The sequence below is a fragment of the Wohlfahrtiimonas chitiniclastica genome (assembly GCF_002252325.1).
GTDB lineage: Bacteria > Pseudomonadota > Gammaproteobacteria > Cardiobacteriales > Wohlfahrtiimonadaceae > Wohlfahrtiimonas > Wohlfahrtiimonas chitiniclastica.
Genome location: NZ_NEFL01000001.1, coordinates 655,027 through 671,231, shown reverse-complemented (window position 1 = coordinate 671,231; position 16,205 = coordinate 655,027). Strand labels below are relative to the sequence as shown.

The window sequence follows — 16,205 nt, the reverse complement described above, 5'->3', positions numbered from 1 at the left end:
GAATTCTCCTTACACTAAAATGCGACGCATATCAGTTAAACACTGATTCAAATGCACAATGAAGCGTGCACCGGCTGCGCCATCAATCACACGGTGATCGTAGGACAATGACAGTGGCAACATTAAGCGCGGCTCAAAGCTTGAACCATTCCACACAGGTTTCATGTCTGTGCGAGACACGCCTAAAATCGCAACTTCAGGGGCATTGATGATCGGCGTAAAGGCTGTGCCGCCAATGCCACCTAATGAGGAGATGGTAAAGCAGCCGCCTTGCATTTGATCGGGCTTTAATTTGCCTTCACGCGCTAATTTGGCAAGCTCGCCCATTTCTGCAGCAATTTCCAATACACTTTTTTGATCACAATCACGAATCACAGGCACCACAAGACCATTGGGCGTATCTGCCGCAAAGCCGATGTGGTAGTAATTTTTGAGGATCAAATCATCGCCATCTAATGAGCTGTTGAACTCTGGGAATTTTTTCAGTGCATGTACACACGCTTTAACTAAAAACGCGAGCATGGTCACTTTTTTACCAGATTTCTCATTCTCTTTATTGAGCTGCTTACGGAATGCTTCAAGCTCAGTGACATCACTTTCATCAAATTGAGTCACATGAGGAATCATCGCCCAGTTGCGCGCTAAGTTTGCCCCAGAGATTTTCTTAATGCGGGACATTGGCTCACGAGTGATCTCACCAAATTTGGCAAAATCCACTTTTGGCCAAGGCAATAAGCTTAAGCCGCCACCATTGGTGGTGCCCACTGCGCCGACGCTGCCAGCGCCTGTCATCATGCCTTTGACATAAGCCACAACGTCTTCACGCATGATGCGTAATTTAGGGCCAGAACCTTTCACTTGATTGAGGTCAGCGCCTAATTCACGGGCAAATGCGCGTACAGATGGGGAAGCGTGTGCCCCTGAAAAATCCAATGCCGCTTGATTGGCTATATTGGCAGCTGGCACAGGCTGAGCAGGTGCTGGTGTAGGTGCTGCTTTTGGCGCTTCAACTTTAGGGGCATCTGCAGGCTTTTCAGCTGCTTTAGGTGCTTCTTTAGGTGCAGCCGGTGCTGCAGCTTCAGAGGCTTCGATGCGAAAGACCAAATCGCCTTCTTTTACTTTATCGCCGACTTTAACCAAAATTTCTTTGATCACACCTGCCATTTCGGCAGGCACATCCATGGAGGCTTTGTCTGACTCAAGGGTCATCAAAGAGTCATCCTTAGCGACGGTATCACCGACCGCTACAGCAATGTCAATCACATCCACTTCATCAAAGTTTCCGATGTCAGGCAGTTTAATATCTGTCAATGCCATAATCTTTTATCCTTTCTTTATTCAGTCAAAATTAAAGTGTGATGGGGTTTTTCTTGTGTACATCGATGCCATATTTGTTGATGGCGTCCACAACAACACTTGGTTCAATCACGCCTTGATCAGCAAGCTCTTTTAAAGCTGCCACAGTGACGTAATAACGGTTCACTTCAAAGAATTCACGCAATTTACCGCGGGTATCTGAACGACCAAAACCATCGGTTCCCAATACTTTGTAAGGGGCTTTAATGGCGGCACGGATTTGATCACCAAATAAACGGATATAGTCACTTGCAGCAACCACAGGCGCTTCAGAATCATTGAGCAATTCTGCCACATGAGACACACGTGGTTTTTCAAGTGGATGAAGCATGTTGTGGCGTTCAGTGTCCTGAACATCGCGCGCTAAGATGTTAAAGCTTGGGCAACCGTAGATGTCTGCATCCACGCCCCAATCTTCTTTCAATAGATCAGCCGCTGCAATCACTTCACGGAAAATGGTGCCTGAACCCAATAAACGCACACGTTTTTTAGATTCTGCATTTTCACCTTTTTGGAACAAGTACATACCTTTAAGGATGTCTTGTTCTGCACCCACAGGCATTTGAGGATGGCTGTAGTTTTCGTTCATGATGGTGATGTAGTAGAACACATCTTCTTGATCTTGATACATGCGTTTTAAACCATCTTGCATGATCACGGCCAATTCATATTGGAACGTTGGGTCATACGAGACACAGTTTGGAATCACTTGCGCTAAGATGTGGCTGTGGCCATCTTCATGTTGTAAGCCTTCACCGTTCAATGTTGTGCGACCCGCGGTCCCACCCATTAAGAAACCACGTGCGCGTTGATCGCCTGCTGCCCACACTAAGTCAAGACAACGTTGCAATTGGAACATGGAGTAGCACACGAAAAATGGAATCATCGGCACGTTGCTCACAGAGTAAGAAGTTGCCGCAGCAATCCATGAACTCACAGCACCGGCTTCATTGATGCCTTCTTGTAACACTTGGCCATCTTTCGCTTCTTTGTAGTACATCAATTGATCAGCATCTTGTGGGATGTAGTTTTGTCCCGCTTGTGACCAAATGCCCAATTGTCTGAATAAACCTTCCATACCAAATGTACGGGATTCATCCACCACGATTGGCACCACATTTTTACCAATGGCTTTGTCTTTTAAGATCGTATTGAGCATGCGCACAAATGCCATGGTTGTGGAGATTTCACGGCCTTCTTGCGTGGCAGACAATTGTGCTTTAAAGGCATCTAATTGCGGTGCTGGCAATGGATTGTCCGTTTTAAGGCGGCGTTTTGGTAAATAGCCATGCAATGCTTCGCGGCGTTCACGGAGATATTTCATCTCAGGTGAATCTTCCGCTGGGCGAATGAATTTTAATTCTTCAATCTCTTCATCTGTGACAGGCACTTCAAAGCGATCGCGGAATTGACGAAGGGCATCAATACTGATTTTCTTCTGTTGGTGAGAGGTGTTTTGTGCTTCACCTTCTTGACCCATGCCGTAACCTTTGATGGTTTTAACCAAGAGCACAGAAGGCTGACCTTCATGCTTAACGGCAGCATCATACGCAGCGTAGATTTTGTTTTCATCATGGCCACCGCGGTTGAGGCGCCAAATATCATTGTCAGATAAATGAGCCACCATTTGACGCAATTCAGGCGTGTTAAAGAAGTGTTCACGCACATACGCGCCATTTTTCGATTTATAGGTTTGATAATCACCATCAATCGCTTCCATCATGCGCTTACGTAAAATGCCGTTGTGATCTTGTGCTAAGAGTGCATCCCAACCATTGCCCCAGATCAATTTGATCACATTCCAGTGGTTACCACGGAAGTTAGATTCTAATTCTTGGATGATTTTGCCGTTACCACGTACCGGACCATCTAAGCGCTGTAAGTTACAGTTGACGATGAAGATCAAGTTGTCGAGTTTTTCACGACCGGCTAAAGAGATGGCACCTAAAGATTCTGGTTCATCCATCTCGCCATCCCCACAGAAGCACCAAACTTTACGTTTAGAGGTGTCTGCTAAACCACGCGCATGTAAATATTTTAAGAAACGCGCTTGGTAGATGGCTTGCATTGGACCTAAGCCCATGGAAACCGTTGGGAATTGCCAGAAGTCATTTTGTAACCAAGGATGTGGATACGATGGTAAACCTTTGCCATCAACTTCACGACGGAAGTTGAGCATTTGTTCTTCTGTGATGCGGCCTTCTAAAAATGCACGCGCGTAGATGCCAGGGCTTGAGTGGCCTTGGAAGAAAATTAAGTCGCCGCCATGGTCATCACCATCAGGACCATGCCAAAAATGGTTAAAGCCCACTTCCCACATCGTGGCAAGGGAGGCATAACTTGCGATATGGCCGCCGAGGGATGAGTCTGCTAGATTGGTTTTCACAATCATTGCCATGGCATTCCAGCGGTTATATGCACGGATTCTATGTTCGATATCGGAGTTGCCAGGGTATGGCGGTTGCTCGTGAACAGGAATGGTATTGATGTATTCCGTTGTACCAGAGAAAGGCACTTCAATGCCATCGCGATGAGTACGCTCAATGACACGTTCAAGCAAATAACGCGCACGTTCCTTGCCTTCAGTTTTGATGACACTTTCAATGGAGGCAATCCAATCTTGGGTTTCGATTGGATCGATATCTTGAATAGTATTTAAATCGCTCATATTTTCACCTATTTGAAATAATGTGATCGTAATAATTGTTGATTTTGATTATTACAAAATTGATCTGCTGAGCAGAAAAATTGCTTCAATGATAACACGATTATTTGGAATGTTTGACGCATCAAACATGTGCTTAACGCAAAAGGGTTAATCACTCCAAACAGTTACCGTAAAAATGGTGTGTAAAAAACGTCATTTTTTAAATTAGTAATAACCCCCATAATCTCCTTAAATTAAGCGCGCAAGCCACTGCATCACGTGGCTTTGCGCGGTTTAATCGGTTTGTTTTAGAAAACACGCGTCTTATTTAGCAATCACAATACAGTCATTGCCGCTTTGTTTTAACTGATGACAGGCTAAGGTTGCTTTTTCGTAGCTAAAGCCTGATAAACGCGCGCGGTATAAGTTGTCGATTAAGACGACATCAATTTTGCCTTGTTGTAATTTACGATGTGCCATGCGCGCTCTGTCTTGTGCAGATTTGCGACTTTTATAGGCGCCCACTTGTATTGCCGCGGCTTTTTTAGAATTCGTTGTGCTGGCAATGGTTTTATGATTAGAAATGAGTTTAATGGTTGGAATGGTTTGAGGCGCGTCATTAGAGACAATGTTGACTTTGTTTTTGTGGTTAGTGGCAACAATTTGCTTGGGTTTAGGGTTTTTCTGAGGGTCATAACCCACCAGCAAATCTTCTGTGATGATGGGCGAAATTGAAGGATTGCGATGATTGCGCTGCAATGCTTCAAAAGATTGCTCCATGATGTCCACCATAATATTATCGCGAGATTGGGTGTTGCGACCGCCAATCACGACGCCAAACAAACGGGTGTTCCCGCGCTGAGCGCTGGTCACTAAGTTCGAACCTGATTTACGGATATAACCGGTTTTGATGCCATCAGCACCTGCAAGCATACTGTTGACGCGGTTATGACCTTTGATCAGTCTGCCATCGAAGTAAAAACTCTCCGTTTGAAAGAGCGGATAATATTTGGGGAAATGATTGTAAATAGCGACGCCAAGGGTTGCCATGTCACGTGCAGTTGTGTATTGATTGTCATTTGGCAAACCATTGGGATTCACAAAATGAGTGTTGGTCATGCCTAAACGTTTAGCAGTTTTATTCATGCGTTCCACAAATTTTGCTTCCGTGCCGCCAATGAATTCAGCCACCGCGATGGAAACGTCATTCGCTGATTGTACAATCAATGCCTTAACAGCCGTTTCCACGGTAATGGATGTGCCAGCCTTTGGGCGTAGGCAAGAGCATTCAGCTTTAACCGCACGCTGAGAAATCGGCATGCGCTGATTCATCTTGATTTTCCCTTTAGAGAGATCTTCAAAGAGAATGTACAGCGTCATAATTTTTGTCAATGAAGCCGGGTAGCGACGCTCTGTGGCATTGTGCTCATAGATCACTTTTCCCGTTTTTGGTTCAATGACCAATGCGGAAAAGCCCGTGTATGCAAAGGCAGTGCTACCGATGCTTGTGAGGATCGAGAGCATTACCAACATCATAATTTTTTGTATCATAGTCATACATTCATTCCAAAGTGATGCGCTAACCCATAGTAGGTTGCGCGCAGTCCCATAGCTTCACCACCCATCGGGCGACCTTTGCGATTACGAACATTCCATGCCATTACATCAATGTGAGCAAACGGCACATTATCACTTAAAAAGTGCGTTAAGAAAAGAGCCGCAGTAATTGATCCACCGTAGGGTTGTGTTGATGAGTTTAAGATATCAGCATATTTCGATTCAATCCACTCATTGTATGGCGTGTGCAAAGGCATGCGCCAAAGGGCATCATCATGCGTTTGTCCATCTTCTAAAATGGCATTTGCTAACGAATCATCTGTGGCAAATAAGGCAGGCACTTCAGGGCCAAGGGCAACGCGTGCAGCACCCGTTAAGGTGGCAAAGTTGACAATTGCATCTGTGGGTACTTCGCTTGCGTAGCTGATGGCATCGGCTAAAATTAGGCGGCCTTCTGCATCTGTGTTGTCAATTTCTACAGTCAAGCCATTGCGCGCTTTGATGACATCACCCGGGCGCATTGCAGTGCTTGAAACAGAGTTTTCCACAATCGGCAACAACACACGTAAATGGATGTGCCATTTTGATTTAATGATCCATTGGGCCAGTGCAATGGCATGTGCGGCGCCGCCCATGTCTTTTTTCATCAAACGCATGCCATTGGCGGGTTTTAAATCAAGGCCACCACTGTCGAACGTCACACCTTTACCGATGAGCGTTAAGCTTTTATGCATCGGATCGCCATAGGTGATCTCCACTAAACGTGGTGCAGCGTCACTGCCATTGCCAACATGATGAATCAATGGGAAATTTTCTGTCAATAAATCATCACCCTCGATCACTTTAACAGTGACTGGTTGATTGTCAAACAGCGTTTGAATGTATTGCGTCAAACCCACAGGATTCAAATGATTCGGTGGGCGATTGATCAAGGTGCGCGTGATGTAATGGGCTTCAATCTCATTGAGCAGCTTTTGACGATCGAGTGTTTTAGGGAAGAGCAGTTGTACATTTGGCGTCGTGGATGCTTTGAACTCATTGTATTGATAAGCCCCTAAAGCAAAACCTAGCAATAATTGATAGATCGCTTCATCGGATAGATCATCATTGGCGATGTAATAAATGCCTTGCGGGGCTGTGGTGTAAAAACTGCCAAGGGAGAACATCTCTTCATGTGCATCAAAGCGCACCAAAACTTTACTGAGGGCGCCTGTTTCATCAGGAATGGGCAAGACATCGGGTTGGCGACTGGCGGCTTGATGCACCCAATTGTGTTCAAAGGGTGTCAAATCCACGTCAGACAACTGATGATACAAATAGATCGGCACAGTTTTCACAGAGGCCGGGGCGTTGATCAGTAATTCATGAATCATATGTTGTTCTCCTTTGTGAATCATCAATAATCGTCTTTGTCAGCCGCAAGGATCACCTCTCGGTTGCCATTCGCTTGAGGCGGCGTGACGATGCGTAACTCTTCCATCTCTTCCATTAAGCGCGCTGCCCTTTGATAGCCAACACGCAATTTGCGTTGAATGTAGGAGATGCTTGCTCGTCTAGATTCTACGACAATTTTCACCGCTTCATCAAATAATGGGTCTTGTTCTTCAGCAGGTGTTGCGGCTACGCCAGCGGCTTCTGGCGTTAAGCCTGGGATGGCTTCGGTGGGTTCATGCAAAATGTCTTCCACATAATCAGGTTCACCTGTGAGTTTTAAAAATTCCACCACTTTATTGACTTCTGCATCTTCCACAAATGCGCCGTGCACACGGATTGGTAAACCATTGCCAGGTGGCATATAAAGCATGTCGCCATGACCTAAGAGGGTTTCCGCCCCTTGTTGATCAATGATGGTGCGTGAGTCAATTTTACTCGATACCTGAAAAGCAATGCGCGTTGGGATGTTGGCTTTGATGAGGCCAGTGATCACATCAACCGATGGGCGCTGTGTGGCTAAAATTAAGTGAATGCCGGAAGCTCGCGCTTTTTGTGCAAGGCGTGCAATGAGCTCTTCACATTTTTTACCCACGAGCATCATCATGTCGGCAAATTCATCAATCACCACCACAATGAAGGGTAATTTTTCTAACAAAGGTGGGCGCTCTGTATCCGAAACATGCGCACTTCTTCGCCATAAAGGATCAATGATGGGTTCACCGGCAGCAATCGCTTCTTCAATCTTTTGGTTAAAGCCTGCAATGTTGCGCACTTTTAATTGACTCATGAGCTGATAGCGGCGTTCCATTTCCGCAACGCACCAGCGCAGGGCATTTGCGGACTCTTTCATGTCCGTCACCACAGGGGTCAATAGATGCGGGATGTCATTATAAACCGAAAGTTCGAGCATTTTCGGATCAATTAAGATGAGGCGTAAATCTTCAGGCAGCGCTTTAAAGAGCATACTCAAAAGCATGGTATTGACGCCCACAGATTTACCAGAACCTGTCGTCCCTGCCACCAATACATGAGGCATTTTACCAAGATTAGCGGTGACTGTATTGCCGGAGATGTCTTTCCCGAGGATCAGCGTCAATGGATGCGCTTCGTCTTGATACTCTTGAGACTCTAAGCCAGATTTAAAGTAAACGATTTCACGCTTACGGTTCGGAATTTCAAGCCCCACATAGCTGGTGCCGGGAATGATCTCCACCACACGCACGCTGGTGACGGATAATCCACGGGCAATGTCTTTCTCTAAGTTATTGATTTGAGAGACTTTAACGCCGGGCGCCAACTCTAATGAGAAGCGCGTAATGACGGGGCCCGGTTCAATGTTTGCCACGGCAACTTTAATGGAGAAATGGCTGAGTTGCTCTTCAATCAATAGGGCAAGGTAATCGAGCTCTTCATCATTGTATTGATCCACCACGGTGGGGGGATCGGCTAGGAGGTCTAAGCTTGGCAATTGTCCGGCCATCGGAAAATGTTTTAAGAGTTCTGCGCGGCGATTCGGATCTTCTTCTGGCACGGCCACTTTTGGCATGATGATGTTGGGCGTTGGCACAATGAGATCATCCGGCGGGAGAATCTCAGGGGCATTGTCCTCAAAATCATCATATGTTAGGGTAGGCTCGATCGGAACAGCGGGTTCAGTTGGCATGCTGGGCATGACTGGCGCAATTGCTTCAACCGGTGCCGGCTCAATATGAACCTCGGGCGTCTTTGGAATGATGACAGGTTCAGGTGTCGGGTCTGGCACCCATTGCCAAGTGGGTGTTTCAATGCTGGGCGCTTCAATGATGGGCGCTTCGATGGCAGGCGTTGCCACAACAGGTGCAGCCATCACAGGTTCTGGCACAATGCTTTCAATCTCAGGGAGCATGGGCTCGCTGAGGATTTCAACTTTTGGCAGGTTCACAAAAGGGTCTTCGATGGGCTCAATGACCTCTCTGACCGCTTCTTTGACACTCTCTATGGCTTCACTTGCAGATTCTGTGGCTGTTGTGACGGCCTCTGAAAGGGCGGTGGGCAATGCATCAATGGAATATTTCGGTGCATTGTATTTTTCTAATGTTTCGATCAATGCATCATAATCTTCTGTTGCCTCTGCTTTTAGGGCAGCCTCACTGCCTGCGGTGACAGGTTCACTGTGAAAGAGGGAGCTGACAGCTGCCTTCGCATCTTCTTTTGCTGCTGCCATCGGTGCTTTGATGGCATTGATAACAGGATTGACGATGTTGGCCGCTTGTGGCGTTAAGGCAGCATCTTCATTGACCCAGGCTTTGAGTTTTTCAATGCTGTCATCAATGACATTGTCCTCATCATCGGTGGGCAACATTTTTGTGGAGGGTTTTCTGAAGATGGTGGGGATTTTCAGCTGCCCATTTTTATCAAATTTTGGTTCAAATTTTGGCGTCAGCATTTCGCCATTTTGTCCACGAATGGGCGCATGAGGATTGATGGCTTCTTCAAACGCAGGCTCAATGCGCGTTTCAGAAGATGCAGCTTTAGGTGCAACCGCTTTTGGCGGAATGTCAATCGGGGCTGCTTTCGGTGTGGTGAATGGCGCAATGTCCGAAATGGGTGGGAGCGTCAAGGAAGGCTCAATTTTCTCATCACTTTTGGCGATTTTTTTAGGCTTAGGCTCAAAAGTGGGTTCGATGTGTGCATCGGTGTCGAGCGCTTCAATGAGATCAGGTTGCTCGTTGAAGTAGTATTCATCAGCGGTGGCATCAATGTTAGGTTCGCTTTTTTTCGCGAATACTTCGCTGCGTAAGGTTGTCAATTTATCCTTAATCATGGATAAAAGATTCGGACGAGGATCTTTGTCACGCGGATCGGGCTCCATCAAATGTGCCACAGAAGCAAGCTCAGATTCTACGGCTTGTGGGGCAATTTGGTCCTCATCGCGATTGAAGAAAAAACCGCGAGCACGTCCAATGACTGAAAGAATCATGGCGCCTAAGCCATCAATCCATGAAAGGGGGCTTGTGCCTGTGGCTAAGCTGCCAGTGATCACCAGTAATGTGAGCAAAATGCCTTTGCTGAGTGTGGCACAAAGGGCAGAACCTGCTTCAATGCCTGGCAAATAGGTTAAGGTGGCATTGAGAAGTGAGGCCAATGTTTGCCCAATCACACCGCCACGTTTTAGGATGCTGGCATCGGGGTGATAAAAGTTTAACAAGGTCGCTGCGGCCATTAAAAAAATGATGACGCCCAACGCTTTAAAGACAAAGTTTTCGATGTCAATGGAGGTGCAATCGTTTTTGATCAAGGTGACATATGCATAAGCAACCATCGCTGGCGGTAATAACCACGCCGCGCGACCAATGGCATTGAATAAAATGTCAGAAAAATATGCACCCTTTGCACCAAGCCAGTTATTGACGTGCAAATCTCCCATGGTTTTACTCCATGCTGCATCATCCGGATGATGAGAGACTAAGCTTAAGAGCATCAACAATGCAATAAAAACGACAACACCCACGATCACTAAGTGAATCATAGAGGTGACTTTATGCGGCGCATCTTGCGTAATGTTTTCGATAGGCTGCCTGCGAATGGCTTGTTTCAAAATGTTATACCTAAAATCTGATCAACGAGGGAGATGATATTATCACATAAACCGCAAAATCTAAAAAGCCCCACGGGAAGTGGGGCTTGTAGAGAGTTGATTACCTTTGACTATTTAGAAATAAGTCATGGACTCTTGTTCTGGTTGATCTTCTTTCTCTTTTTTAGGAGGTAAGAGGTCTTCGCGCTTGAGGCCAAGCAACAATGCGCATGAGGAGGCAATGAAAATCGAAGAGTATGTACCCACTAAAATACCGATCAACATGATGAAGGAGAAGGTGTGAATGGCTTCACCGCCAAATAAGTACAAGGATAAACAGGCCAACAATGTGGTCACTGATGTCATGATGGTGCGCGACAATGTCTGATTGATCGCTTGATCAATGATCTCTTTTGGCGTACCTGTGCGAGATGCGCGGAAGTTCTCACGGATGCGATCGAGCACAACCACCGTATCATTCACCGAGTAACCGATGACGGCTAAAATCGCGGCCAGTGAGGTCAGATCAAATTGCAGGTGTCCGTACATGCCTAAAATGGCAAAGACCGCTAGGATAAATGCCGCATCATGTAAGGTGGACAAAATGGTGCTGACGGCCAATTTCCACTCAAAGCGCATCCAGATGTAGGCAAGAATCATCAAAATGGCAATGGCAGAGGCAAGAACACCGCCGGTGACCAATTCATCGCCCACTTTTGAGCCAATGAAGTCCACGCGTTTGATTTCCACATTGGGATCTAAAGTTTCTAACGCATTGAGAACATTGGTGGAAATTGAAGCCTCATTCATGCCTTCAATGATTGGCAAAGTGATGAGCACATTACGGCTTGAGCCAAAGTGTTGCACTTCTGCATCTTTAAGGTCCGCGTGTTCAATGGCGCTACGCACATCATCTGTTTCGATGCTGTTTTGATACACCGCTTCCACTTCTGTACCGCCTGTGAAGTCTAGGCCATATTTAAAGCCAAACACACCCACAGAACCAATGGCAGCCACAATCACAAACACACAGAAGATGACCCATGCTTTGGCATACTTCATAAAGTCATAGGTGGTGTCACCACTGAAAATATGGAGCAATTCTTTACCACCAATCGGAATCGATTTAAGGCGACGGCCGCCCCAAATGGCGTTCACAATTGCACGGTTCATAAAGACCGCAGTAAAGACAGAAGTGATGATCCCGATGGTCAATGTCACCGCAAAGCCTTTGATGGCACCTGAACCGATGAGGAAGAGCACAACGGCTGCAAACAAGCTCGTTAAGTTCGCATCCATAATGGTGGCAAATGCGCGGTTAAAACCATCGTTGATGGCATTTTGCGGGCTCACGCCTTTACGTAAGAGCTCACGAATGCGCTCATTGATCAAGACGTTCGCATCCACACTCATCCCAAGAGAGAGCACGATCCCTGCGATCCCTGGCAATGTTAAAGTGGCTTGCAATAAAGATAAACAGGCAATGATGAGCACTAAGTTCGCAAACAATGCAATGTTGGCAATCAAACCAAAGGCGCTGTAGCGAATGAGCATGAATGCCATCACAGCGATTAAGCCATAAAGGGCAGCATTCATCCCTTTTTGGATGTTGTCTTTACCCGCGCTTGGGCCAATGGTGCGCTCTTCAATGATTTGGATCGGAGCGGCTAGGGCGCCTGAACGCAATGTGATGGCCAATTTATTGGCTTCATCTAATGAATCTAAACCGGTGATGACGAAGTTCTTAAAGAGCTGCTGCTGAATGGTGGCTGCATTGGCCACTTCTTCGGTCACAATGTTGCGCTTCACTTCTTTGCCATTTTCCATCACGGTTTCAGTTTTATGCTCAATGAACACTGTTGCCATCGGTTTGCCAACGTTGGCTTTTGTGGCCACAGAGAACTTATCCGCGCCTTGTGAATCTAACGTGATGGCCACTAAAGGACGGCGATTTTCTGGGTCAATTTGCGCCACAGCATTGACAATCGATTCACCCGTTAGCATCACTTGACGCTTTAAGAGAATCGGTTGATCAGAGTCACGCCAATGATAGAGCTTTGTGCCAAGGGGGGCTTTTTTCAAGCCTTGTGCCACTTGTGGTGCTTCCATCGCGCTGTTTTCATAAACGATGTGGAACTCTAATGTGGCGGTTGTGCCTAAAATTTCTTTGGCTTGGGCAGTGTCTTGCACGCCTGGCAATTGCACCACGATGCGTTCAGCACCTTGGCGTTGGATCACAGGCTCAGCGACGCCTAGCTCATTGACACGGTTACGCAATGTGACGATGTTTTGTGCCACCACATTGTTTTTACGCTCAGTGATTTCAGAAGATGACAGTTTTGCAATCAATTGATTGCCGTTGATGCTCCAATTGAGCTGCATCAAATTCGGCTTATTGATGGTGATGGAGTTGCGGGCATTGGCCGCTTCTGCATCGGTTTTAAAGCGCACTTCAATGGTTTCGCCATTGACAGTGACAGATTGATACGGTGTTTTGTGTTCGCTCAAAGCCGCTTTGATTTCATCGGCATAACTTTCTGTGAGCTGCGTGATGAGCGATTGCATGTCAATTTCTAATAAGAAATGCACGCCGCCACGTAAATCAAGCCCTAAATACATGGGGCGAATGCCAAGGTCTTCTAACCATTGTGGCATATCTGGCGCTAAGTTTAAGGCGGTCATGTAGCCATTGCCAAGATCGCGCGCGATGAGATCTTTTGCCTTCAATTGTGTTTCGGTATCGTTGAAACGCACCAACACTTGATCATCTAGGCGCTCGATGCGCTTATAGGGCACGTTCTGTTCTTTGAGCAAACCTTCAAGATTATTGATGAGTTGATCATCCACTTGCGTTGTGCGTGTCGGGGAGATTTGAACAGAAGGATCCTCACCATATAAATTGGGCAGCGCTAATAATGTACAGATCGCCAACACCAAAATGATCAGTAAGTTTTTCCAGAGTGGATAACGATTTAGCATAATTATTTCTTCGTTGTTGATGAAAAGCGAAAAGGCAAGTGAATCACTTGCCATCGATTTCGTTACATAAAGTGTGCGGGATTAACCTTCAGTTTTGACAACGTCGTCTTTTTTGTCGTCTTTCTTACCCTTTTTGTCGCTGCCGTCTTGGATGGTGCCTTTAGGTACCATGTTCACGATGGCTGCGCGTTGGAATTTGATCACAACATTTGGGGCAATTTCAACGTGTACAAAGTTGTCTTCTAATTTAGTCACTTTACCCACGATGCCTGCAGTTGAGATCACTTCTGTGCCAACTTTTAATGAAGCCATCAATTGTTGATGCTCTTTTTGACGTTTCTTTTGTGGACGAATGATCATGAAATACATCATTGCACCCATAATGGCAATCAAGATGAATGTACTTGTCATGTCGCCGCCTGCTGCAGGTTGAGCCTGTGCATTTGCCACAGATAAAGAAGTGATTGCTGCCAAGGATAAAAGTAAAGTTCTTAACATTTGTAACTCCAAAATAAAAAGATGTTATCTCATAATGCGACTGAATGTTCAAAATTCAATCGCACTGAAGCACTAATTTTGCATTATTTTTGAATTAATTGCTCAATGTGTTGATTCACATTGTCCACAGTGAAGCCAAATTCAACAAATAATTGTTCGGCAGGCGCAGAAGCACCAAAGGTGTTAATGCCCACAACGTCATCTGCAAATTCATACCAACCGCGTGTTGTGCCTGCCTCAATGGCCAATACAGGTGCATCACCTAATACGCCATTTTTATAAGCTTTGTCATTTTCACGGAAGATTTCAACGCAAGGCATGGAGACAACACGCACATCATCACGTGTTGCGGCCACTTTCATCGCCAATTCAACTTCTGAACCAGTGGCGATCAATGTCACTTTTGCATTGTCATTTTCTTTCAATACATAACCACCTTTATTGATGTCAGCAACCGTTGCTTCATCACGGGTTAAAAATGGGAGTTTTTGACGAGACAATGCCAACAATGTTGGGTTTTTGCTAGAGGTTAAACCGGCTGCCCATGCTGCCATGGTTTCCACCGTATCGGCAGGGCGCCATACGCGTAAGTTAGGAATCAAACGTAATGATTCAACGTGTTCAACAGGTTGATGGGTTGGGCCATCTTCGCCTAAGCCGATGGAGTCATGCGTCATCACGTAGATCACTTTTTGTTCCATCAATGCGCTCATGCGGATTGCGTTGCGTGCATAATCACTGAACACTAAGAAGGTTGCACCATAAGGGATGAAACCGCCATGCAATGCTAAACCATTCATGATGGCGCTCATACCAAATTCACGCACGCCATAATGCACATAGTTGCCTTCGCCGGTGGTGATGTTTAAATCAACACTTGCTTTAAAGAATGTGTTGTTTGATGGCGTTAAGTCCGCAGAACCGCCCACGATTTCAGGCAAATGAGATGCCAATGCATCCAATGCATTTTTACTGGCAACGCGTGTTGCAATGCTTTCACCTTTGGCCACAACGTCTGTCATGGCAGTTTTGATGATTTCATCAAAGTTTTGTGGTAAATCACCATGCATGCGGCGTAAGAATTCTTTAGCCAATTGAGGATATTTGCTTTCATATTGTGCAAAAAGGGCAGCCCAGTTTTGTTCTGTGGTCAAACCTTTTGCTTTGGCATCCCAATGGCTTGCCACATCTTCAGGCACTTCAAATGCACCTGCAGTCCAACCCATTTTTTCACGGATGGCTGCAATTTCGTCATGGCCAAGTGGTGAGCCATGTGTGGCTTCTGAGCCTTCTTTAGACACAGAACCTTTACCAATTTTAGTTTTACAGATGATCAATGTTGGTTTTTCAGTTTGCGCTTTTGCATCTGCAATCGCTTGAGAGACTGCATCAATGTCATGACCATCAATTGGGCCAATCACATGCCATTGATACGCTTCAAAGCGTTGTTTAGTGTTGTCAGTGAACCAACCGGTGACATTGCCATCGATGGAGATTTCATTGTCATCATACAATGCGATCAATTTATTGAGTTTTAACGTACCTGCCAATGAACACGCTTCATGAGAAACGCCTTCCATCATGCAGCCATCGCCTAAAAATGCATACGTGTGGTGATCCACAATCGCTAAATCATCTTTGTTAAATTGCGCGGCTAACATTTTTTCTGCCAATGCAAAACCCACCGCATTGCTGATGCCTTGACCTAAAGGACCTGTGGTGGTTTCAATGCCGGCAATGTAGCCATGTTCAGGGTGACCCGCTGTTTTTGAGTGCAATTGACGGAAGTTTTTCAAATCATCAATCGATACATCATAACCGGTTAAATGAAGCAATGAATACAACAACATAGACGCATGGCCGTTCGATAAGATGAAACGGTCACGGTTAAAGAAGTTAGGATTGCTTGGGTTATGAGATAAATGGTTGTGCCAGAGCGCATAAGCCATCTCGGCCATACCCATTGGTGCACCCGGGTGACCTGAGTTCGCTTTTTGTACCGCGTCCATGCTTAAAAAACGAATGGCATTGGCGCTTTTTTGCTCAATTGATGACATTTTAATTCCTTAAATGAATGTTGGAGAAATGGTCCGCACATTATACTGAAAATGGTGGGAGAAATCACACGGAGTTACAATTGTTCTAAATTTTTTATTTCAATGCTTTTATTGTTCTATT

The 16,205-nt window shown here is 45.8% G+C and carries 8 protein-coding genes; all 8 read right to left on the bottom strand.

The features are described 5' to 3' along the window. Positions 1-9: 9 nt before the first annotated feature. A complete protein-coding gene (gene aceF / locus B9T10_RS03120) occupies positions 10-1,317 on the bottom strand; it encodes a dihydrolipoyllysine-residue acetyltransferase (RefSeq protein WP_094537771.1) in 1,308 nt (435 codons plus the stop codon). 31 nt (positions 1,318-1,348) lie between these two features. After that, positions 1,349-4,024 carry a pyruvate dehydrogenase (acetyl-transferring), homodimeric type gene (gene aceE, locus B9T10_RS03115; RefSeq protein ID WP_063503609.1) on the bottom strand — a complete coding sequence of 892 codons (2,676 nt, stop codon included), beginning with the start codon at positions 4,022-4,024 and terminating at the stop codon, positions 1,349-1,351. 303 nt (positions 4,025-4,327) lie between these two features. Further along, entirely contained in the window at positions 4,328-5,560 is a 1,233-nt protein-coding gene (locus B9T10_RS03110; RefSeq protein ID WP_246782142.1) for a D-alanyl-D-alanine carboxypeptidase, read from the bottom strand. Next, on the bottom strand, positions 5,557-6,933 hold the full coding sequence (locus B9T10_RS03105) for a leucyl aminopeptidase family protein (protein WP_094537770.1): 1,377 nt from the start codon (positions 6,931-6,933) through the stop codon (positions 5,557-5,559). The genes B9T10_RS03110 and B9T10_RS03105 overlap by 4 nt, the downstream gene beginning before the upstream one ends. Positions 6,934-6,956: 23 nt before the next feature. Beyond that, positions 6,957-10,571, bottom strand: a complete 3,615-nt coding sequence (locus tag B9T10_RS10320; RefSeq protein WP_094537769.1) for a DNA translocase FtsK — start codon at positions 10,569-10,571, stop codon at positions 6,957-6,959. Positions 10,572-10,685: 114 nt separating this feature from the next. Continuing rightward, entirely contained in the window at positions 10,686-13,529 is a 2,844-nt protein-coding gene (secD, locus tag B9T10_RS03095; RefSeq protein WP_094537768.1) for a protein translocase subunit SecD, read from the bottom strand. Positions 13,530-13,610: 81 nt separating this feature from the next. Continuing rightward, entirely contained in the window at positions 13,611-14,027 is a 417-nt protein-coding gene (gene yajC / locus B9T10_RS03090) for a preprotein translocase subunit YajC (RefSeq protein ID WP_063503605.1), read from the bottom strand. Between the two features lie 83 nt (positions 14,028-14,110). Then, positions 14,111-16,084 carry a transketolase gene (gene tkt, locus B9T10_RS03085; protein ID WP_094537767.1) on the bottom strand — a complete coding sequence of 658 codons (1,974 nt, stop codon included), beginning with the start codon at positions 16,082-16,084 and terminating at the stop codon, positions 14,111-14,113. Positions 16,085-16,205 lie beyond the last annotated feature (121 nt).

Excerpts from the sequence above, each read along its gene's own strand:
- aceF (WP_094537771.1), bottom strand. The coding sequence starts at position 1,317 with ATGGCATTGACAGATATTAAACTGCCTGACATCGGAAACTTTGATGAA.
- aceE (WP_063503609.1), bottom strand. The coding sequence starts at position 4,024 with ATGAGCGATTTAAATACTATTCAAGATATCGATCCAATCGAAACCCAA.
- B9T10_RS03110 (WP_246782142.1), bottom strand. The coding sequence starts at position 5,560 with ATGACTATGATACAAAAAATTATGATGTTGGTAATGCTCTCGATCCTC.
- B9T10_RS03105 (WP_094537770.1), bottom strand. The coding sequence starts at position 6,933 with ATGATTCATGAATTACTGATCAACGCCCCGGCCTCTGTGAAAACTGTG.
- secD (WP_094537768.1), bottom strand. The coding sequence starts at position 13,529 with ATGCTAAATCGTTATCCACTCTGGAAAAACTTACTGATCATTTTGGTG.
- yajC (WP_063503605.1), bottom strand. The coding sequence starts at position 14,027 with ATGTTAAGAACTTTACTTTTATCCTTGGCAGCAATCACTTCTTTATCT.
- tkt (WP_094537767.1), bottom strand. The coding sequence starts at position 16,084 with ATGTCATCAATTGAGCAAAAAAGCGCCAATGCCATTCGTTTTTTAAGC.